At 48.0% G+C, this 21,186-nt stretch carries 23 protein-coding genes; 14 read left to right on the top strand and 9 right to left on the bottom strand.

All coding sequences use genetic code 11. The features are described from left to right. Positions 1–6: 6 nt before the first annotated feature. Genes ACV7NC_RS09085 through ACV7NC_RS09060 form a run of 6 tightly spaced genes read left to right on the top strand, consistent with a single transcriptional unit; the run spans position 7 to position 4,974 of the window. Positions 7–774: an HpcH/HpaI aldolase family protein gene (locus ACV7NC_RS09085; protein ID WP_458152222.1), complete on the top strand. Its 768-nt coding sequence runs from the start codon at positions 7–9 to the stop codon at positions 772–774. Further along, positions 774–1,706 (top strand): phosphoglycerate dehydrogenase, encoded by a 933-nt coding sequence (locus ACV7NC_RS09080; RefSeq protein WP_458152220.1) that lies wholly within the window; start codon positions 774–776, stop codon positions 1,704–1,706. The genes ACV7NC_RS09085 and ACV7NC_RS09080 overlap by 1 nt, the downstream gene beginning before the upstream one ends. Beyond that, the gene (locus ACV7NC_RS09075) at positions 1,703–2,641 is read left to right on the top strand and encodes an NAD-dependent epimerase/dehydratase family protein (protein ID WP_458152219.1); all 939 of its coding nucleotides are present in this window, start codon (positions 1,703–1,705) and stop codon (positions 2,639–2,641) included. The genes ACV7NC_RS09080 and ACV7NC_RS09075 overlap by 4 nt, the downstream gene beginning before the upstream one ends. Positions 2,642–2,644: 3 nt before the next feature. After that, positions 2,645–3,286, top strand: coding sequence for an HAD family hydrolase (locus ACV7NC_RS09070; protein WP_458152217.1), 642 nt, complete (start codon positions 2,645–2,647; stop codon positions 3,284–3,286). A gap of 7 nt (positions 3,287–3,293) precedes the next feature. Next, on the top strand, positions 3,294–3,980 hold the full coding sequence (pgl, locus tag ACV7NC_RS09065; protein ID WP_458152215.1) for a 6-phosphogluconolactonase: 687 nt from the start codon (positions 3,294–3,296) through the stop codon (positions 3,978–3,980). A 25-nt stretch (positions 3,981–4,005) separates the two neighbouring features. Then, positions 4,006–4,974, top strand: coding sequence for a restriction endonuclease (locus tag ACV7NC_RS09060; RefSeq protein WP_458152213.1), 969 nt, complete (start codon positions 4,006–4,008; stop codon positions 4,972–4,974). A gap of 217 nt (positions 4,975–5,191) precedes the next feature. Here the strand turns inward: ACV7NC_RS09060 and ACV7NC_RS09055 are convergent, their stop codons facing one another. From ACV7NC_RS09055 to ACV7NC_RS09045, 3 genes are all read right to left on the bottom strand, one after another. Beyond that, the gene (locus tag ACV7NC_RS09055; protein WP_458152211.1) at positions 5,192–5,446 is read right to left on the bottom strand and encodes a hypothetical protein; all 255 of its coding nucleotides are present in this window, start codon (positions 5,444–5,446) and stop codon (positions 5,192–5,194) included. A gap of 80 nt (positions 5,447–5,526) precedes the next feature. Next, on the bottom strand, positions 5,527–5,949 hold the full coding sequence (locus ACV7NC_RS09050) for an acyl-CoA thioesterase (protein ID WP_458152209.1): 423 nt from the start codon (positions 5,947–5,949) through the stop codon (positions 5,527–5,529). Positions 5,950–6,081: 132 nt separating this feature from the next. Further along, complete coding sequence (locus tag ACV7NC_RS09045; RefSeq protein ID WP_458152207.1) at positions 6,082–6,783, bottom strand: PEP-CTERM sorting domain-containing protein; 702 nt, start codon at positions 6,781–6,783, stop codon at positions 6,082–6,084. A 218-nt stretch (positions 6,784–7,001) separates the two neighbouring features. On the opposite strand from ACV7NC_RS09045, the gene ACV7NC_RS09040 reads away from it, so the two are divergent. After that, positions 7,002–7,826: a ferritin-like domain-containing protein gene (locus ACV7NC_RS09040; protein ID WP_458152205.1), complete on the top strand. Its 825-nt coding sequence runs from the start codon at positions 7,002–7,004 to the stop codon at positions 7,824–7,826. A 33-nt stretch (positions 7,827–7,859) separates the two neighbouring features. Here ACV7NC_RS09040 and metW read toward each other — a convergent pair whose 3' ends face one another. The 5 genes from metW to ACV7NC_RS09015 all read right to left on the bottom strand — a co-directional run bounded on the left by metW (position 7,860) and on the right by ACV7NC_RS09015 (position 12,122). Beyond that, on the bottom strand, positions 7,860–8,477 hold the full coding sequence (gene metW / locus ACV7NC_RS09035) for a methionine biosynthesis protein MetW (protein WP_458152203.1): 618 nt from the start codon (positions 8,475–8,477) through the stop codon (positions 7,860–7,862). An 8-nt stretch (positions 8,478–8,485) separates the two neighbouring features. Further along, positions 8,486–9,613 carry a homoserine O-succinyltransferase MetX gene (gene metX / locus ACV7NC_RS09030; protein WP_458152202.1) on the bottom strand — a complete coding sequence of 376 codons (1,128 nt, stop codon included), beginning with the start codon at positions 9,611–9,613 and terminating at the stop codon, positions 8,486–8,488. 117 nt (positions 9,614–9,730) lie between these two features. Then, positions 9,731–11,461: a phosphoenolpyruvate--protein phosphotransferase gene (gene ptsP / locus ACV7NC_RS09025; protein WP_458152201.1), complete on the bottom strand. Its 1,731-nt coding sequence runs from the start codon at positions 11,459–11,461 to the stop codon at positions 9,731–9,733. Further along, complete coding sequence (locus tag ACV7NC_RS09020; RefSeq protein ID WP_292922518.1) at positions 11,458–11,727, bottom strand: HPr family phosphocarrier protein; 270 nt, start codon at positions 11,725–11,727, stop codon at positions 11,458–11,460. Before ACV7NC_RS09020 ends, ptsP begins: the two co-directional genes overlap by 4 nt. Before the next feature lie 2 nt (positions 11,728–11,729). Continuing rightward, a complete protein-coding gene (locus ACV7NC_RS09015; protein ID WP_458152200.1) occupies positions 11,730–12,122 on the bottom strand; it encodes a PTS sugar transporter subunit IIA in 393 nt (130 codons plus the stop codon). A 243-nt stretch (positions 12,123–12,365) separates the two neighbouring features. On the opposite strand from ACV7NC_RS09015, the gene ACV7NC_RS09010 reads away from it, so the two are divergent. The 6 genes from ACV7NC_RS09010 to ACV7NC_RS08985 all read left to right on the top strand — a co-directional run bounded on the left by ACV7NC_RS09010 (position 12,366) and on the right by ACV7NC_RS08985 (position 18,835). Beyond that, on the top strand, positions 12,366–13,616 hold the full coding sequence (locus tag ACV7NC_RS09010) for a diguanylate cyclase (RefSeq protein ID WP_458152199.1): 1,251 nt from the start codon (positions 12,366–12,368) through the stop codon (positions 13,614–13,616). 296 nt (positions 13,617–13,912) lie between these two features. Next, on the top strand, positions 13,913–15,736 hold the full coding sequence (locus ACV7NC_RS09005) for a fatty acyl-AMP ligase (RefSeq protein WP_458152198.1): 1,824 nt from the start codon (positions 13,913–13,915) through the stop codon (positions 15,734–15,736). Between the two features lie 7 nt (positions 15,737–15,743). Then, the gene (locus tag ACV7NC_RS09000) at positions 15,744–16,658 is read left to right on the top strand and encodes an NAD-dependent epimerase/dehydratase family protein (protein ID WP_458152197.1); all 915 of its coding nucleotides are present in this window, start codon (positions 15,744–15,746) and stop codon (positions 16,656–16,658) included. A gap of 27 nt (positions 16,659–16,685) precedes the next feature. After that, positions 16,686–16,940 carry an acyl carrier protein gene (locus ACV7NC_RS08995; RefSeq protein WP_458152196.1) on the top strand — a complete coding sequence of 85 codons (255 nt, stop codon included), beginning with the start codon at positions 16,686–16,688 and terminating at the stop codon, positions 16,938–16,940. Next, the gene (spt, locus tag ACV7NC_RS08990) at positions 16,940–18,121 is read left to right on the top strand and encodes a serine palmitoyltransferase (RefSeq protein WP_458152195.1); all 1,182 of its coding nucleotides are present in this window, start codon (positions 16,940–16,942) and stop codon (positions 18,119–18,121) included. The genes ACV7NC_RS08995 and spt overlap by 1 nt, the downstream gene beginning before the upstream one ends. Positions 18,122–18,340: 219 nt before the next feature. Further along, positions 18,341–18,835, top strand: a complete 495-nt coding sequence (locus ACV7NC_RS08985) for a hypothetical protein (RefSeq protein WP_458152194.1) — start codon at positions 18,341–18,343, stop codon at positions 18,833–18,835. A 100-nt stretch (positions 18,836–18,935) separates the two neighbouring features. Here the strand turns inward: ACV7NC_RS08985 and ACV7NC_RS08980 are convergent, their stop codons facing one another. Continuing rightward, entirely contained in the window at positions 18,936–19,826 is an 891-nt protein-coding gene (locus ACV7NC_RS08980) for a PEP-CTERM sorting domain-containing protein (RefSeq protein ID WP_458152193.1), read from the bottom strand. Between the two features lie 340 nt (positions 19,827–20,166). Between ACV7NC_RS08980 and ACV7NC_RS08975 the strand changes: the two genes are divergently transcribed. Then, positions 20,167–21,177 carry a metal-dependent hydrolase gene (locus ACV7NC_RS08975; RefSeq protein WP_458152192.1) on the top strand — a complete coding sequence of 337 codons (1,011 nt, stop codon included), beginning with the start codon at positions 20,167–20,169 and terminating at the stop codon, positions 21,175–21,177. The last annotated feature ends 9 nt before the right edge of the window (positions 21,178–21,186 follow it).

The raw sequence follows: 21,186 nt of genomic DNA, 5'->3' as shown, positions 1-21,186 counted from the left end.
ATCGCCATGTCATTAAAAGCAAAATTGAATCGCTCGGAATTAACCATCGGTTCGTGGGTCACGCTGGGGCATCCGTCGATTGCCGAAATCATGGCATCCGCCGGATTCGACTGGTTGGTGCTGGATACCGAACACAGCGTGCTGGAACTGAGCGAAGTGCAAGCGATTATCCAGGTGCTCGATGCCAAGCAATGTCCGGCGATAGTGCGCCTGACGTCGAACCATCCCGATCAGATCAAGCGCGTCATGGATGCCGGTGCGACCGGTGTTATGGTGCCGATGATCAAATCGGCCGCCGATGCCAAAGCGGCAGTCGACGGCGTCTATTACCCGCCACGCGGACAACGCGGCGTCGGGCTGGCGCGTGCGCAAGGCTACGGCGCGAGCTTTCAGGCATACCGCGCCTGGCTGGAAGACAATGCGGTGATCGTCGTCATGATCGAGCATGTCGATGCTGTCAAAGCCATCGATGAAATTCTTGCGGTGCCCGGCATTGATGCGTATATCATCGGTCCGTACGATTTATCCGGTTCGATGGGCCGCCCCGGCGACTTGAATCATCCCGACGTGCAAGCCGCCATCGCGAATGTGTTGGAAGCCGGATGCCGCGCTGGAAAACCCGGTGGTATTCATGTCATCGAACCCGATCCGCAAGCCTTGCAGCAGCGCATCGCAGCCGGTTTCAATTTCCTCGGATACGCATTGGATATCCGCATTCTCGACGCCATTTGCCGCAATCACTTACAAATCATTCGCGCTGCACTGAAAAAATAATGAATACTTTGGTTATTTCCACTTCGTCGTTCGACATCGACAACAATCCGCCGCTGCAACAACTGTTGCAAAAAGGCATGCGTATCGTCACCAATCCGCACAAACGCAAACTCACCGAAGATGAAATCATCGAGTTACTGAGTAATGGCGCAACCGGTTTGATCGCCGGTATCGAGCCGCTCACTGACCGGGTATTTCAGGCATCGCCGCAACTGAAAGTCATTTCCCGCTGCGGTGCCGGCTTGGATAGCGTCGACTTGAATGCCGCCAAGCAGTGCGGCATTACCGTGTTGAACACGCCGGAAGCACCGGCGCAAGCGGTCGCGGAATTGACGATGGCATTCATTCTGAGTTTGTTGCGGCAAACCGCTGCCATCGACCGCGCTGTCCGCCAGAAAGAGTGGCCGCGGACGCAAGGCCGGCTGCTGGCGGCGCAAACTGTCGGCATTGTCGGCTTGGGCCATATCGGCCGCCGCGTTGCACGCTTGTGCCAGGCATTCGAAGCCAGCGTGATCGCGCACGATCCGTTCACAACGCAAGTGCCGGATGGGGTGGAGCGGGTATCGCTGGAGCAGTTGCTGGCCAGCGCCGACATCATCACATTGCATTTACCGTATTCCGCCGATAGCCATCATCTGTTGGGCGCCAAGGCTTTTGCCGCAATGAAGCCGGAAGCGATTGTCATCAATGCTGCGCGCGGTGGACTAGTCGACGAGAATGCGCTGGTCGATGCGCTCAAATCGGGTAAGGTCAGCGCCGCCGCGCTCGACGTGTTTGAGCAGGAACCGTATCAAGGTCCACTGCTTGAATTCGGCAATATCACCCTGACATCGCATGTCGGATCGTTGGCGCGGGAATCGCGTCAGCGCATGGAAATTGAAGCGGCGGACAATTTATTGCAAGGACTCATTCAAACAGGCGTCATCTCATGACAGCAATCTCCAATGAAAAAGTAATTGTGTTTGGTGCCAGCGGTTTTCTCGGCAGCCATGTCGCCGATGCCTTGACCGCAGCCGGTTATCAGGTGCGGTTGTTCGACCGGGTGGCGTCGCCGTTTCTGAAAGGCAACCAGGAAATGATCGTCGGCGACATCATGAATCTCGAACAAGTTGTCGAAGCCGCCAAAGGAACTTCGATCGTGTATAACTTTGCCGCGATTGCTGACATCGACGAAGCGCACGACAAGCCGATTCCGACCGCGACCATCAATGTGCTGGGCAACATGCACGCGCTCGAGGCCGCCCGCGTCGCCGGCGCCCGGCGGTTTGTGTTTGCCAGCACGGTGTATGTTTATTCCGAATCCGGCTCGTTTTACCGCGCCAGCAAGCAAGCGGCGGAACGTTTTACCGAAACTTATTTCGATCGCTACGGCCTGGAATACAACATCCTGCGTTACGGTTCGCTGTACGGACGCCGTTCCGACCGCCGCAACGGTATTTACCGCATGTTGCGCGAAGCGGTGGAACACCATTCGATTACCTATAAAGGCAGTGGCGAAGCGATGCGCGAATATATCCACGTCGAAGACGCCGCGCGCATGAGCGTACAAGTGCTGGCACCGGAATTCGCCAATCGCCACCTGATACTGACCGGTCAAGAGAAACTGCGCATCCGTGATGTGATGACGATGATTTCTGAAATGATGCCGTGGCCGGTGGAACTGCATTTTGACGAAGCCAACACCGTGCATCATTACAAAATCACACCGTACGCGTTTCAGCCGCGCATCGGCCGCAAGCTGGTGTTGAACGAACACGTCGATCTCGGGCAAGGCTTGCTCGATTGCCTGCGCGAAATCCATCAGGATCTGCATGTCGGTAACGGCAGCGACGATACCACGCCGGCAACCCCGGATAACCGCGCATAACGCATGAAACACTTCGACTGGCAAGCCATCATCTTCGATTTCGACGGCGTCGTGGTCGAATCGGGAAAAATCAAAACACAGGCGTTCGCGGAACTGTATCGCGCTTACGGCGAGGAAATCGTCGCGCAAGTAGTGCAATTCCATACGCAAAACGGCGGCATGTCGCGTTATCGCAAGTTCCGCCACTTCCAGGAACATTTCCTGCACCAGCCGCCATTGACCGAAGCGGAAGAGCAACAACTGGATATCCGCTTTTCCGAATTGGTCGTCGAAGCGGTGATCGCCGCCGAGCCAGTGCCCGGCGCGATCGAATTGATCCGTCAGCAGTCTGACAGAATCCCGCTGTTTGTCGCTTCCGGCACGCCGGAAATCGAACTTAAAGCCATCGTCGAACGCCGCGGCCTCGCGCCTTATTTCACCGATGTGCGCGGCGCTCCGGCGTTGAAAAAAACCATCATCGCGGAAATCCTGTCGGCGCACAGCCTGAAGCCCGAGTCGGTACTGATGATCGGCGACGCGATGGCCGATCTGGAAGGCGCGCAAGCCAACAACACCGCATTCCTGGGGCGCGTCTTTCCCGGCGATCCCAATCCATTCCCGGCGCATATCGAAACCGTGCCGGATCTGCGCGGTCTGGTGCAATAACGCTCACATGCCGCTGCAGCGCCAGGTTTATCCCGATATTGAATCGCTCAGCCAGGCTTTTGCCGACTTCGCCGCAACCGCGCTGCTCGATAGCTTGAGCCGAAAACCGCAAGTCACGCTCGTCGTCCCTGGTGGCAGTACCCCGCGCCATTACCTGCCGGTACTTGCCAAACGCCCACTGCCGTGGGACCGGATCACCGTCACATTGTCGGACGAGCGCTGGGTTGATGTTGATGACGAGCAATCGAACGAACGGCTGGTAAAACAGTGCCTGATGCAGTACCTTCCGCAACACGCGACGTTCGTCGGGTTGAAGACCCAGCATGACACTCCATTCGACGCCATCGAAACGATTCAGCAACGACTCGATCGTCTGCCGTTACCGGTCAGCCTGACCGTGCTTGGTTTAGGTGAAGACGGCCACATCGCCTCGCTGTTCCCCGGCATGAACCCGAATTCGTTGTCGGCGCATCACTGCGTCGCCGTCGCCCCACCGATTGCGCCTTCGCTGCGTGTGAGTCTTTCAATGGAAATGCTGGCAAACAGCGAACGGATTGTGCTGGTGGTGACGGGAGAAAAGAAGCGGCGGTTGTTGGATCAGTTGGGTAAGAATCCTAATCCTGGGTTACCGATTATTTGGTTGTTACAACATAGCCAATCGCATATTACATTTTTAGAGACAAATACTCATTAAAATAAGTATATTAGTCACTTGAAATATGACAACTAGAGAAGTTAAGACACCCAAAAAGTTCGAGCAGTGTATTAAACGTATTCATGACTTATTGGAGCAACCGGGATCCGAGGTTACTTGGAACGAACGTATTTCAGATCCCGATAACTCTGGGCAACCTAGGCAGATCGATATAACCATTAGATGTGAAGAAAAACTAACTCTTGTTGAATGTCGAATTCATCGAGAGAAACAGAACGTCAAGTGGATTGAAGAGTTGATAGGACGTCGGATCAGTCTTAGGGCAGATGCTGTCATTGCTGTATCTGCAACTGGATTCACAGAAGGCGCAATAAAAAAAGCAGAAGCATTTGGAATCATATTGCGTGACCTAGTAACGTTAACAGAAGAGGAAATTTCCTCCTGGGGCCAACTTACACAGATATGGTTAACCTTCTTCGAATTTACAGAAGTAAGTCTGATCTTCCGATTCCTCCAGGAACACCTCGATAGCGTGACGATTACTCAAATAGAGCAATATTTGCATGCAGAGTCTGATGCAATTTACGGTATTTTTGAAATAGCATCTAAAAAAATTAATGAAAATAACCCCAAAAGGTATCCCGGCAAGTTCAATGCTAAACTTCGCGATGAAAAATTAGTAATTAATGGGAAGCCGGTAGCTGCTTTAGATTTCTCCGCAAATTTCACACTACGAAAACAAGAACTCAGAATTCCATCAGTAGTCGCTTATGCTGCACCAAAGATAGAGCCTACTATGCGGGATGCTTATGTTGAAAAGATCGATTTAGGCGAATTTGAAATAACTCAATGCTCAAATGACGTTTTCGTTACACTCGATCTTTCACAAATTCAGATTCCACCGAATTGCAAATTTCATACGGTAGAATTTGACTTTCAAAGAATAGTTACCATACGTGGTTTTGAAATTATTGGACTTCCAAGAATGCAAATACCGCTCAACGAATTGCTTTTAAGAGTCGCTTCTGCTTAGCCCAGCAAATTCCGGTGCAATACCTTTGCTTATTGCTCTACTATTCGCGATAGAGACTAAACCACAAATCACATCATTGGTACCGATATTAAGGAAAAAGCACCTTCACTTCCTTTTGTTTCCGGATGATATTTGCTCAATAACGACGTTATTCACATTAACGGTTCCGCCAATACCCTGCTACCGGGAATAGTGCGCCATCGCAATGGCAATAATTTTATCGGAAGTCCCGTACAGCTATATCATAGGGAAAACGTCTGAGCATGGGTCTTTTGATCTCGCTGACACCTGTTGCACTGGATAAGTTTGTGAGAGGAACAACTTCATCTTCGAGAAGATCGAGTGCAGATTTAAAAGCATTGTCAAAATTAGGTGCATCGAAGCTTTTAACCAAAGCATGCGCCAATTCGGCACGTTCTGCTTCCGGTCGCATTACTTCAGAACGAAGCTTGTTCAATGTCTCAGCTACCATCACTAACCGTTAATAAAATTAGACCCATGATATTCTCGTTGTGTAACCCCATCACGTTGATGGTTAAGCCGCGTCAAAATTTACTCCTCCGGCACCACCCTTGGCTTACGGTTGTTGTCGATGGCGACGTAAGTCAGCACCGCTTCGGTGACTTTGATGCAGATTTCCTCGCCGCCTTCGCGCACGCCGCGCTGGGCGTAGACGGCGACGTCGACGGTGATCGAGGTGCGGCCGATTTTGACGATACTGGCGTAGAAGCTGACGAGATCGCCAACGAAGACCGGTTGCTTGAATACAAACGAGTTGACTGCAACCGTTGCCACCCGTCCGCGGGCGCGGCGGATCGCTGGGATGCTGCCTGCGATATCGACTTGCGACATGATCCAGCCGCCGAATATGTCTCCTGCGTAGTTGGTATCCGCCGGCATTGGCACCGTGCGTAAAACCGGTTGTCCTTCCGGCAAGCAGACATGCAGAGCCGGATCGTGAGGAATGTTATGCATGGCGGCAGGTATGTGGTTGGAAAGATGACAGACTAGCAGATTATCGCTGCTTGTCCAAAGTCAAAATAAAAACGCGAAGGTGAATTCACCTTCGCGTTTTCCTTTGAGCTTTTTACTTAACTAATTGCTAACTTATGCTTGCAAGCTTTTGCGTCCGAATTTCCAGCCGAGCAGACCCAAGCCCGATAACATCAGCAAATAGGTCGATGGTTCCGGTACTGCGGGAATTTCCACGGTCAGGCTGTACAGTTTGAAGTTATCTTCGCTGCCGCGAGCACCGATATAAAAAACGGAATCGGTCAAATCACCGCCTACGGAAGTAAAGTCGAACGTCGCCGTTCCATTGCTGGCGCCGGTTACGATGGTTTGATCGGTAAATACCGGCGTAGAACCCACGAACAAGGAAAAATCGTCCATGTTGCTGGTACTGGTTCCTTTGCCGTCCCAATATTTAAAAGTCGCTGAAAGCAGTGTCACTTCTTGCGAGAAAGTAAATTTCACATCTTCATCCGAGCCATTGCTGTCGATGGTATGTTCGTCTCCGGAGCAACCAGTTGCCGAGCCGCCGGCATTGGAACCGCCGCCAGAACATACGACCAATCCTGCGGAATTGGCGCCGATGAATGACCGAGTGCTTGAAACGGTAGTATTATTTCCGCCGCGGAAACCGCCAACGGTGACTGAGTCGGATCCGGAAGTGAATACCAAATCGCTGGTTGTCCATGCATTGCTGCTGGAGAAATTAAATGTAACCACCGCTGCTTGCGTTTGCGAAGCAGCGAATAAGCCTGCGAGTACAAGCGCAGTTGTTATGATTGTTTTTGATTGTTTCATTTTCATCACTCTAAAATAATAAGAAATCAAATGCTTGCTAAATAGTTAGGCAGTATTGGAAAATAGGAAACCAAAATGCTGGCACGATTCTATCTACACGTTCAATTAAAACCTATAGTCTGATGTTACTGATTTGGTAGTACATTTATGCTAAATTTGTACTAATTCTCTGATAGCTGCCCTTTTTTTTGCGTAGCTAGCCACCTTGTTATTGCGCTATGAGTACTTTGTTCGATTCCGCGAAACGCTGTTTAATGACTGGCGATGTCGAGGAAAAATTGCGGCTGACACAGCAAACCGCGGAAGCATGGCGGATGGGATTGTTAACATTACAACCGGCAAATAGTCCTGAGTCTATTTCGTTACCGGGGCATCCGGCCAAACCGGAGTTAGTAATGCCGGGCGAGGTGCCGAAACGTCGGCTTGGCACCAAAGCAGGGCTTATTGCGTTGATCCACGCGATCGCGCATATCGAATTCAACGCGATCAATCTGGCTTGGGATGCGGTGTATCGTTTTCGTGACTTGCCGGAGTTGTTCTATAGCGATTGGGTAAAGGTTGCCGCGGAGGAGGCTTACCATTTCCAATTGTTACGCCGGCGATTGAACGAGCTTGACCACGATTACGGCGATTTTCCGGCGCACAACGGTTTGTGGGATATGGCGGTGCGCACGGCATCCGATCCCTTGGTGCGCATGGCGCTGGTGCCGCGCGTCTTGGAGGCCAGGGGATTGGATGTGACGCCGGGGATGATCCAACGCCTGCGGCAAGCGGGCGATGGTAAAACGACGGCTATCCTTGAAATCATCTTACGGGATGAGATAGGGCATGTCGCGATCGGTTCGCATTGGTTCAAGTATTTGTGCGAACAACGCGGACTCGATGCCGAGCAAACGTTCCATCATTTGGTATCGCAGCATTTCAGCGGACAAATTGCTGGCCCATTTCATTATGAGGCCAGACAGCAAGCGGGTTTTAGCGCGGCGGAAATAAATGCATTGGAAAGTTTAGGATCGTCGCAAGCGCGTTTTAGCAGTATGTAATGGTGCTGGTGTTTCTAAAGCGCACAGCACTGATCAACTATGCCGTTCGAACCGGTAGAATGCCAGCATGCCGCGCAGGTTCGGCAAAAAATTAACCGGGCGGTACAGATTGTTCATCACTTTCCGTTCCAGAATCCGCGCATCGCATTGCTGACATAACGCCTCGAAATCGCCCAAGGTGCAAAGATGAATATTGGGGGTATCGTACCAGCGATACGGCAATGTTTCCGATACCGGCATATGACCGGCGATCACCTGCATGCGGTTTTTCCAGTAACCGAAATTGGGAAACGACACGATGCCTTCCTTGCCGACACGCAGCATTTCCTGAATGATACCTTCGGTATGACGCATCGCCTGGAGGGTTTGCGACAGGATGACATAATCGAACGAACCCGATGCAAAACTCGACAGCCCGGCTTCCAAGTCATTCTGGATGACATTGATGCCGTTACGGAAACAGCTTAGCAAATTGTTATCGTCGATTTCCACACCGTAGCCGAAAACGTTGCGGGTATCGCGCAAATAGCGCAACAGTGAGCCGTCGCCGCAGCCCAGATCGAGTATTTTCGATCCCGGTTTGATCCATTCGGCAATCGCGGCAAAATCCGGGCGTAACGCAGCAGTCGAGGGAGGAGTGGTTTCAGTCATAACATTGCTTAAATAGGAATATTGTCCATATAGGCGCGAACAAGCTGATGGTAACAAGGCGTTTCCATCAAAAACGAATCATGCCCGTGACTGGCGGTGATTTCCGCGTAACTCACATTGATTTCATTATCCAATAGCGCTTTGACAATCTCGCGCGAGCGTTCGGGCGAGAAACGCCAGTCCGAAGTGAACGAGATTACCAGAAAATTCGCCTTGGCCACCCGGAAAGCGGCGCTCAAGTCGCCGTCGTACGCTGCCGCCGGATCAAAATAATCCAGTGCCTTGGTCATCAGCAAGTAGCTGTTGGCATCGAACATATCGGCAAACTTGTCACCTTGATAGCGCAGATACGATTCGATTTCAAATTCGATATCAAAACCAAAAGACAGTTCGCCTTTGCGCAGACTGCGGCCGAATTTCGCCGCCATGGAATCGTCGGACAAATAAGTGATGTGTCCCAGCATGCGCGCCAGCCGCAAGCCACGTCGCGGCAGCGTGTTGTGTGCATAGAAATTGCCGCCGTAAAATTCCTGATCGGTCATGATTGCCTGACGGGCGACATCGTTAAACGCGATGTTCTGGGCGGTCAGCCTGGGTGCTGCCGCAATTACCAACGCATGGCGCACTTTGTCCGGATAATCCAGCGTCCATTGCATGGCCTGCATACCGCCGAGGCTGCCGCCCACGATTGCGGCGAATTGCTCAATGCCCAAATGCTCGGCTAGTTGCGCTTGTGCCTCGACCCAATCTTCCACTGTGACGATCGGAAAATTCGCGCCGAAATGCTTGCCGGTGCGCGGATCAATGCTGGCTGGGCCGGTCGAACCGTGACAACCGCCCGGATTGTTCACGCCGATCACAAAAAAACGATTGGTATCTATCGGCTTGCCAGGACCCACCAGATTATCCCACCAGCCGATGCTTTTCTCGTTATCCGCGTAATAGCCCGCTACATGATGATTGCCGGACAGCGCATGGCAGATCAATACCGCGTTAGAGCGCGCGGCGTTGAGTTGTCCGTAGGTTTCATACACCAAATGATAACTGTCGAGCGATGCGCCGCTTTTCAGAAGCAGCGGTTTGTCGACCTGTACATACTGCGGTGTTACGACACCGACTGATTTTGAATCTTGCATTTATCTTATTGCTTACCGGGAAATTTCTAAGTAACGGCTGAATAACAGACGGGTCATTATATCGCCAAAAAAAAGGACATTCACTAAGGAAAACTCTGATTCGACCCTGTGAAACATTTAATGCTCATTCATTTTGGCAAGTAATGCGTTCATTTTTTCAGGCTGATCGGCTTTCAAAATTTTTTGTGCTAACGGAATGATATCGGGTAAATGACTTTTCAGGATCTGGTTCTTGACGTTCAATAACTGTGCCGGATACATGGAAAATTGCTTTAATCCGAATCCCAGTAACAGCCGGGTGAAGTGTTTATCACCCGCCATTTCTCCGCAAATCGATACCGGCACTTTGGCGCGATTGGCGCTCTGAATAATATGTGAAATCATCCATAAAACAGCAGGATGGAGCGGATCATAAAGATGTGCGACGGTATCGTCGATGCGATCGACTGCCAGCATATATTGAATGAGATCATTGGTGCCGATCGACAAAAAATCCAGTTTGCGCATGAAAATTTCCAGGCTTAGCGCAGCTGCAGGAATTTCGATCATGCCGCCAATCTTAATGTGCTCGTCGAATGGAAGCTTGTCGTCTCTTAGCGTTTGTTTTGCATAGTTGATGTGATGCATGGTCTGATCGATTTCTGTGACATTCGACAGCATTGGCACCAGAATGCGCACATCGCCATATTTTGAAGCGCGCAAAATCGCGCGTAGTTGCGTATGAAACATTTTTGGTTCCGCCAGACTTAAGCGGATTGCGCGTAAGCCCAACGCCGGATTGGCTGCCACTTGTTCACTGCCTTTCAGATTTTTATCCGCTCCGAGATCAAATGTGCGGATGATCACCGGCTGTTTTTGCATTTTTGCGGCAACCGTCCGATAAGCTTCGAATTGTTCATCTTCTCCCGGCAGATCGTCGCGATTGAGAAATAAAAATTCGCTGCGGAATAATCCTATACCGGTTGCACCGCTTTCTTTGACCTGAACAATATCGTCAGGTAGCTCGATATTGGCGAAGAGATCGATTGGTGTGCCATCCAATGTTACCGCCGCGACGGTTTTAAGACGCTGCAGCTTTTTCTTTTCCAGTTCAAGCTGGCTTTGCCGCAATCGGTATTCATCCAGCACGCATTTATCGGGGTTGACGATGATGATGCCTTGCGTGCCATCGACGATCAGACAGTCATTCTCTACAATCAACTGATGGGCGTGATGCAGGGCGACAATTGACGGGATATTAAGACTGCGTGCGACGATCGCGGTATGCGAGGTTTGGCTGCCCAAGTCGGTCAGGAATGCGGTGAATTGGTGTTGTTTGTATTGCATCACATCGGCGGGACTTAAGTCATGTGCAACCAGGATGCTGTCACCGGTCAATTTCGATGCGACCGGCAAGTAACCGGGATGACCCAGCATGGCTTTGAGCACACGCTCAACCACTTGCATCACGTCGGCTTTGCGTTCACGCAAGTAAGCGTCCTCGATTTCTTCAAACTGCGCCAATAACACTTGCATTTGTTGCGTTAAAGCCCACTCCGCATTGCAGTATGTTTGTGCGATGATGCTGCGCGTGGCTTCTGACAGTGTCGGATCATCCAGAATCATTAAATGCAAATCCAGAAAAGCACTGAATTCAGCGCGTGCATGCCCGTCAGCCACTGATTTTTGCATGGTTTCAAACTCTTTGCGTACTACCGCAAATGCGCTATCGAGCCGAGCGATTTCTTTATCGACTTGCTGCTTGGGAACCAGGTAATGAATTACCTCGAGCGCAGCGGGTGCAGCTAAATGCGCATGCCCGATGGCTATGCCTTCCGATACGCCGATGCCTTGCAGAATAAAGCTCATTCACCCTCACCAAAATAATCTTCAACCAGCGCAGTTAAAGCAGCCATTGCTTCCACTTCGTCGTCTCCTTCGGTTTCAAGTTGAATGCGGGAGCCTTTGTTGGCCGCAAGCGTCATCACCCCCATGATGCTTTTTGCATTGACACGCCGGTTATTGCGGGTGGCCCAGACTTCGCATTTAAATTGACTGGCCAGCTTGGTCAACTTGGCCGATGCGCGTGCGTGCAAACCGAGTTTATTAACAATTTCAACTTCTTTGATTTGCATGATCACGATTCCGCTTTGATGTGCACCACCCCGCACTGACCGCCGCTCAATCCCTTCTCAGTTACTATCGAAAGCGGCTCGGTGCGATACGTCAATACCCTTACTAGCATTGGCAAGTTAGCCCCTGCTAGACATTCCACTTTTCCCGCCTGAATCAAACGACTGGCGATATTACAGGGTGTTGCACCAAGCATGTCGGTAATGACCAGCGTACCTGCTCCGCTATCCAGTTGTGTTAATAAGTCGCGCGCTTTGGCAAGCACGGTATCGGGGTCATCTTCCACAAAAACACCGAGATGCGCGAGCTGCGGCGGTCTCGTTCCTAGAACATGACTGGCGCAGCGAATTAGATGTTCGCCCAGATCTTCATGTGTAATCACTAAAATTCCTATCATTTTATTGTTTGCATAAAACCGTGTTTTGGTTCATTTTAGCATTGAGAGAGTTTATAAATATTCAACTATCAAGCACCATTATGAAAATCTTTTTGAAGCGCGCGTTTTTCTTAACAGCAGAGCGATTCATTGCGGTATATTTTTGAATTAATAATTTGAGAAAAACTCAAATCAATTGAATTTGTAAATGAGGGTGATTGGCAGCGATTTGTTCTAACTTACTCCATGAGCGGTTAGCAAAAAATGAAAAAGAATGATCGGATTCTTGCCTTGCAAAAAGCTGCGGAAGCGATGGCGCGCGGTGATTTTGCGCCGGATATTCCAGTTGGCGACGATGAAATCGGACATTTGGGCAGGTCTCTGAGAGCGCTTTCCGATTATCTTAAGAGACAGTCGGAGAGAACACAGTCGCTTTATCAAATAATGCTTGAATGCAATCTCAATCTTCACTTGATTGATGTATTGAATCATATTTTTGAGTCATTTAAGCAACATTTATCTTATGACCGCATCACTCTGGCGTTACTGGAGGGTGAAGGGAGTAAACTGAAGGTGCATTGGTCGCGAGCTTGTTATCAGCATTTGATATTGAATATTGGTCAATCAATTCCAATGACCGACAAGGCGCTGCGGGCTATCCTCAATTCTGAGGAAATGTTGATTATTAATGATCTGAGTTCCCACCTTGAAGAGTATTCCTCGTCCCGGCTGACACAGGCAATTTTGCGTGAAGGAATACGTTCATGTCTCATTTGTCCATTGCTTGCAGCGGGAAAGGTAATTGGATTTGTTTTCTTTTCCAGTCGTAAAAGAAATGTCTTTAAAGATTCGAACCTGCATCAAGGCTTGCCATTACAAATCGCCAGTCAGCTGTCTGCCTTAATTGAGAAAACACAGTTGTATCGAGGTATCAAGCAGAACAAGCAACTCATGGCGCAAAAAAAATCGTTGGAACAGCGCGTTACTCATGATGTGTTGACTGGATTACTTAACCGCACGGCGATATTCGATATTTTGTACAAGCAAATACAGCGAGCTAAACGCGGCGGTTATGAGGTTGCGGTCATCATGATTGATATTGATCATTTCAAAAATATCAACGACACATACGGCCACCTTGCTGGCGATGCTGTATTATGCGAGATCGCCAACCGATTAACCCAGTCAGCGCGTGCGCATGAGTATATAGGCCGCTACGGCGGTGAAGAATTTCTGGCGATCATTTCTCCCTATGATCGGGATGGTGCAATAAAAGCAGCCGAAAGGCTTCGTGCTGCCGTTGCATGCAAGGCAATTCAAGCCGACCATTCATTGATTCCGGTCACCATAAGTTTAGGCATTGCCATTGGTTCACTTCCAGACACCTTAGACGCTACTACGCTATTACGTCGTGCTGATAAAGCACTCTATTCAGCGAAGCATCGAGGTAGAAATCGTGTTGAGATTGCATTAGAAAATAATCTGGAAGAGAGTTGCCTGAATGGCCATAAATAAATCGAAGGTTTTTGTGTCGCATTAAAGAAGACCTAGTTATCGAAAATGTTGTTTTGGTGCAACACTATTCCCAATATTGCCTTGACATGAAAAAGCTCCTTATATAAGCTGCGGTGTGGTCAAATATGACACACTCATATTTTTAAGCAATGTAAAGTGGTGAGCGTTTGAATGAAAATTTTTCAGCCAGCAATAAAATCGTCATCAGCAATTAATAATAAGAGTTGGCACGCTCAACCGGTATATCTTGCTTTGGAAAGTAAGATAACAAGCACTATTACTTCGAGGGGAAGATCTTGAGTTCGACAATAACCAAGTTGAACGCTCCGCTAACGCAAGCGTTTGATTTTCAACCTTCAAGCGAAATTCAACTAACGCCAACACCAACCCTTAACTCGCTGTCTCAGAGGTTGGCTGGTTTTGATACTCTTACGAGTGCATTGGAATACGCAGCAAAAGGCACGACAGGTTATAATTTTTACGATGCCAAAGGTAATTTACGCTCGGTACTGCCCTATAGCAGACTCAGAGAAAATGCTCGCGCTTTAGCGCAAAATCTAGCTGGTTTTGATTTGCTGCCGGGTAGTCGTGTTGCGATAATTGCTGATACTTCGCCAGAGTTTATCGAATTGTTTTTTGCATGTCGCTATGCTGGTTTAGTACCTTTTGCAATGCCTATACCTGTTAATCTCGGTAGTCATGCAATCTATGTTCAACAGTTGCGCGGTATGCTTGACAGCAGTCAGGCCAGTATTGCATTAGCAAATCTTGATTATATTAGTTTCCTTGAAGAAGCGGCTGCTGAAGCAAGTCATGTCAAATGGGTTGGAACGCCTGGAAAACTCGGTGAAGCGCCAGCGAAAGAGATTGATTTCCTTCCGAATCATCCTGATGAAATTGCATATTTGCAATTTACCTCGGGTAGTACTCGCACACCTCGGGGGGTTGTTATCACTGAGCGTGCTTTAATGAGCAATCTGCAGGGGATTGTTCGGAATGGCTTGCAAATCAGACCTACTGATCGCTCAGCATCATGGTTGCCTTTTTATCACGATATGGGATTGGTTGGATTGGTTTTGGCTCCAATGGTGACACAAATTTCCGTCGACTATTTGGCAACCCGGGATTTTGCAATTCGACCTCTACAATGGCTTCGATTAATTAGTCGGAATCGTTGTACCGTTGCGTTTAGCCAACCTTTTGGCTTGAAACTTTGTACCTTACGGGTGAGAGAATCTGATCTTAAGGAACTCGATTTAAATTGCTGGCGAGCGGCCGGTATTGGCGCTGAAATGATACGTCCCGACACTTTAAGAAACTTTGCTGAGAAATTTGCATCGGCGGGTTTCGACAAAAACGCATTTCTTCCATGCTATGGTCTTGCAGAATCAACACTGGCTGTAACCTTTTCAACAATTGGTGAAGGATGCAAAAGTATTCAAGTTGACAGTAAGACACTGATCGATAAGAAGATGGCTGCGAGGCTGCAAGCAGATGGGCGCAAATACAATGAATTCGTTAATTGTGGACGTCCTTTGCCTGGTCATACTGTTAAGATTGTAGATGAAGAAGGCCAGCAGTTATCTGAAAAGATGGTTGGTAGTGTGTTGGTACAGGGTGATAGTCTAATGACCGGATACTACAATAATCCGGAAGAAACCGATAAAGCGCTTAAAGCTGGTAATTGGCTCGACACTGGAGACATTGGTTTCTTATTTGAAGGAGATCTGTATATTACAGGGCGCCGGACAGATGTCATTATAGTCAATGGCCGTAATATTCGTGCACAAGATATTGAAGAACTGGCGGAACAGCAACCAGAAGTAAGATCACGCGAAGCCTCAGCTTTTGGTATCAACGACGAAGATGGCATCACAACTATTGTGTTAGTGATTGAATGCAGGCTTGCCACAGTTGCAGAGCGACAATCATTGACAACCAGGTTGCAACAACTTGTTTATATGGCATTTGGTGTAAATTGTGTTGTTGAACTGGTTCCACCTCATACTTTACCAAGAACTTCGTCTGGAAAGCTTTCTCGCTTTGCCGCTAGGCAAGGCTATATTCAAAGAACAAATGTTTCTAGCCAGCTTTCTTTTGTAGAATCGGGCGACAGATAAGCGGTATATGCCTAAATTAGTAGCCGTTACAGGTGCTACTGGTTTCATAGGAAGCGTACTAGTACAAGAATTAATCCGGGAGGGTTGGTCGGTTCGAGCACTCACACGAACAGACCGACCTTGCCTGAAAAAAGAAATTCAATGGATTCATGGTGATCTTGATAATCTCAGCGCTTTGGATCAATTAGTCAAAGATGCAACGGCAGTCATTCATTGCGCAGCTAGCGTAAGAGGAAGCTCCCTCGAAGACTTTTCACAAGTCAATATCAAAGGAATGGAAAACATTCTTTCTGTTCTTCCCAATCGGAAACCCTATCCGCGTTTTTTATTAGTTTCATCCTTGGCAGCACGTCAACCTGATTTATCTTGGTATGCACGCAGCAAATATTTATCTGAGCAGAAACTGATGAAATTCTCAGATGAACTGCAATGGCTTATCTTACGTCCTACGGCCGTTTATGGACCGGGCGATAAAGAGCTTAAGCCGCTATTTTCCGCCATGCATCGCGGGCTTCTACCCGTCGTGGGAAGTATCAATAATCGGGTTGGATTACTTCACGTGTTTGATTTAGTTGCTGCCATTCTGGCTTGGCTCGCAGCAGAAAATAATGTTAGCGGTATCTTTGAGCTTGATGATGGTATACCGCATGGTTATAGTTACCAGCAATTGGCGAATATAGCAGAACAAAGATGGAAGCGACCGGTACGCTGTGTTACGATACCAAATAGACTCATTCGCTGCATTGCGTACTCAAATCTCATGCTGTCCCGTATATTTCGTTATTCTCCGATGCTGACACCGGGGAAAGTAAATGAATTGCAACATAGCAATTGGGTTTGCGACAATGCTCCTTTAATGCAAGCGCTACCCGCATGGAAGCCCAAAATTCGCTTGCAGGATGTTCTGACGGAAATGGTCTAATTATTCAAAAATATAATCATTCTATTTATGACTGACAGTAATTATAACGAGATCACAATACTTCTCTGTGATCGGCTAAGCGCTCTGACCAATTCTGATGTAAATATTACACCCGACACTAACCTGATAAGCCAATTATCAATAGACTCAATTAAGTTACTTAATCTTATTATGGAAATTGAGGACACATTTGATGTTTCAATCCCAATTAATGCATTAGCGGATGTTCAAACAGTACGAGAACTCGCTGACTTAGTTTATAAAATTAAATTTGCATCATAATGAATCTGCTTGAGAAACTGGATGCTGCGGCTGCAGCAAGAAAAGCACTCCTACCCGATGGTGTCGGCGCATTCGGGGTTCCGATTGAAGAAGTATATTCCGCAACCGAAGCCAGAATTGGGAATCGTCGCGTGCTTTTATTGGGTACCAATAATTACTTGGGATTAACATTTGCACCTGAATGTATCAAAGCTGCTCATGAAGCGATTGATAACGAGGGGACCGGAACAACCGGATCGAGAATGGCTAATGGCAGTTATTCCGGCCATCGTGCGCTTGAGCGTGAGTTCGCCGAGTTTTATCAGTGCAATTCCGGCATTGTGTTTACGACTGGATACCAGGCTAACTTGGGTACCATTTCCGGATTGGTCGGACCAGGAGATACAGTACTGATCGATGGAGATTCACACGCCAGCATCTATGATGGTTGTATTTTAAGCGGCGCGGATATTATTCGTTTTAAGCACAATGATCCGGCCGACATGGAAAAGCGGTTACGCAGACTGGGTAGCCGGGTTGAAACGACACTTGTTATCGCTGAAGGAATTTACAGCATGCTTGGAGACCAAGCGCCTTTGGCAGAGATCGTGAAATTAAAGAAAGATTATGGTTGTATTTTACTTCTCGACGAGGCACATTCTCTGGGGGTATTAGGAGAAACCGGGCAAGGACTGGTCGAGAAAACCGGACTGCTGGCAGACGTTGATTTTATCACGGGCACTTTCAGTAAAAGCCTCTGTAGCATCGGTGGCTTTTGTGTCAGTAATCATCCGCAACTCGAACAACTGCGTTATGTCAGTCATCCCTATATTTTCACGGCTTCGCCATCCCCTGCAACGATCGCTTCCACTCGTGCCGCACTGGAATTGCTGAGAAAAGGAAATCATTTGCGCGAGCAGTTATGGCGAAATTGTACACAACTTTATACGCAGCTTAAAGAAGCCGGATATGCGCTCGGCCCCGATCCAGGACCGGTGATTGCAGCAATCGTCGATACCCCTCAACAGGCTTTGATGCTTTGGCAAAAATTGCTTGAAAACAATATCTATGTCAACCTGATTCTCCCGCCAGCAGCACCGGAAGGGAAGTCTCTGGTTCGTTGCAGTGTTAATGCAGCGCATACACAGGAACAAATTCAATACGTCGGCGATGTGTTTGCCCGTCTACGCGCTCTGATATAGTTTTTCCGTTCTCCACGTTGAGTATATAATCCCAAGCGTTTACATAGCAGAAATGGGGGCGATTCAATGAAATTACCGCTAATACTGTTGTTAGTGTCTTGTTTATTGCATGAGACTGCTTTGGGAACCAGCATTACTTACAGCGGATTCAAATGTTTGAACGCGACGGATGCAAATGATCCAACCCCCAGCAGCATTGTCGTTCAAAGCAGATTCGAAGTGATAGAAGATGTTGGCAGCGGACTGTATCGACTCAATTTAACAGGTGGAATTCCGCGAATAGTTAATAATAATCCGGTGATATGTATTGATAGCGAAACTGCGATTGGATATGCTGGGATTCCCGAATTTGACGGCCTGCCGAAACCGCTTGACTCAATAACTGCAACCGCTTTTTTTAATGGCAAAGATTTATTAATCGTTGTCAGTTCAATCTATACCGACTTGAGTGCCAGAAGAAATCCGCTTTCAACATTTAACACCAGCCTCATTTTTGCATTCACCAATAACTTGATATTGGAATACAACGCTGCTGGGTCTATGTTTAAACTGAAAAATATCGTGCGCAATCGTGGTTTTACGCATACCAGCGGATCAACCAGTTCAATAGTCCCTTTTCTTGAAACAGTCCTGCCTTCTTTTAATGTAACAGCTCGCGATCAACCCAAAATTTTAGAACCAATCGTGGATATCAATTACTTCCTAGAACCATAGAAGATCTAGTAACACTAAAAAACAAGCCACAGAGATATTCTCTCTGTGGCTTGTTTAAATTACATCTCTTAGCTTTTTTCTTTGTATATCTAACTAAGAATTAAGCATTACGACGGCGCAATGAGAAGCCAATCAAACCAAGACCAGCCAGCAACATGGCATAGGTTTCTGGTTCTGGTACGGCCATCACATATTCATAGCCAAAGGTAACCGTCTCGCCTGGAGCAATGTCGCCCAGATCAAACGCCAGATTGATAGAATGATCAGCAAAACCGTAAGAACCTACACCTTGTGCAGTTGTGAAAATAAATGCTGGATCGATTGGTGCGCAGCAGCTGCCGAAAACCGTATCAACATAAGCAGCAATATCGTCCGCACCCGCGCTGGTGGTATTTCTCAGCGTTAAGGAATAGCCATCGGAACTTGTTGCTCTAACTGCGGTTCCGGTTACGCCAGTAGCCAGAATTTCATTGGTTGTACCAAAGCCGCCGCCGACAGGGATACCTTGATCCGGATCAACACCAACGCCCCACAACACATCCGAAGCAGTTGCGCCAGAATTGTTGGTCAGGTTAACCATTACGGAAACGTGACCATCAGCAGGAATTGATACGGTTTGGGTAAAGGTCCAGCCATTCACGCCAAAAGGCAGATTGGTATTAACTTCAGCTGCAGTGCCAACCGGTATTGCAACAGCACCCAATGGGTTGCTGGTATCGCCACCAACAGCTTCATCAGCCACTGCAACAAGCGCTCCACCAACGCTTAAAGAATAGTTGGAAGCCCAAGTGCCGTGGTTAACAAACTCACGGCCCATGAAGCTCATACCTAAACCGCCTGGGGCTGTAGCAGAAAAGTAACCTGCGTCAGCGATTGCAGCTGAAGTATTGAAATTGCTGATAACAACTGGTGCAGCTTGAGCTGCAGCCGCGAAGGTTCCGCATAATGCAACCGCTACCACTTGTGAAATAGTATTTTTCTTGAAAGTCATAATTGAAACTCCTTTTTCTTAAGGTTAAAGCATTTACAGCAAATAAAACAGAAAACCGTTGAATTTTGAAGCCAAATATAGTTTATTAACTACGCTGAGAATGCTAACTTAATTATTAGATTAAAAAAATAGTACTGTACAACCTTTTATCTAGGACATTTGTACTAGAAATTGTCCTGGTGTCGATGATAATCGCAAACGAAATGTTTGCTTGAATTTCGTTCATCCATCGGATGAAAGGGAAAAAAGCAATTAAACTATAACCTTTACCCCTTTTGATATTTTAAACGATTTTTTTCTTTTTAGCATTTAAACCAGCTTAATAACACTAAACACCGCTATGGATTTATTGACTCAAGGGTTACTGGGAACCGCGATGGCGCAATCGAATGCGCATCGGGATGAAATTCGCTTAGCAACAGGCATCGGTTTTATTGCAGGGATTGCAGCGGATGCGGATATTTTGATTCAGTCAGAAAACGATCCGCTGTTGAATATCGAATTTCACCGGCATTTTACCCATTCTTTATTTTTTGTTCCGCTCGGCGCTTTGGTGGTTGCACTGGTGCTATGGCCATTCTTGCGTAAGCGCTTGCCGTTTGCTCGAATATATTTGTTTGCTTTTCTGGGTTACTGCTTGAGCGGCGTACTTGATGCATTCACCAGCTATGGCACGAATCTGCTCTGGCCGATCAGCGATGCACGCATTGCGCTGAATATCATCTCGGTACTAGACCCGGCCTTCACGCTGATTTTGCTAATCGCAGCTGTGATCGCTTTTAAAAAATACAACCATGCCATGGCACGCATCGGTTTAATGCTTGCTGCTGCTTATTTGTCGTTTGGCTGGACACAAATGCATCGCGCCGAAACCGTTGCTCAAACATTAATTGCCGAGCGCGGACATCAAGCTGAACAGTTACTGGTTAAACCGACACTCGCTAATCTGGTGTTATGGCGATCCATCTACGAATTTGAAGGCAGGTTTTACGTGGATGCCATCCGTGTCGGCTTATTTTCCGAGCCGCTTATCTACTCTGGCGAATCGGTCAAAAAATTTGTGCTTGAGCGCGACTTGCTGAGACTACCGGCATCATCGGTGCTGGCGCAAGATATCGCGCGCTTCAGTCATTTCTCGTCTGGCTTCCTCGCGATTCGCCCGCAACAACCGGACGTGCTGGTCGATGTGCGCTATTCCAATTTACCGACGACAACCGCACCGCTGTGGGGTATCGAAATCAACCCGGAACAACCCGATCAGCATGCGCAGTACAAACTCTATCGCGATTCATCCAGTGCGACGCGAGAGAAGTTTTTGAAGTTGCTGCTGGGTGAGCATTTTTTAGACTGAGCAAGTTCT

This window comes from Nitrosomonas limosa, from assembly GCF_054188085.1.
The sequence above is the reverse complement of the archived record's forward strand: the minus strand, read 5'-3'. Positions and strand labels throughout refer to the sequence as shown.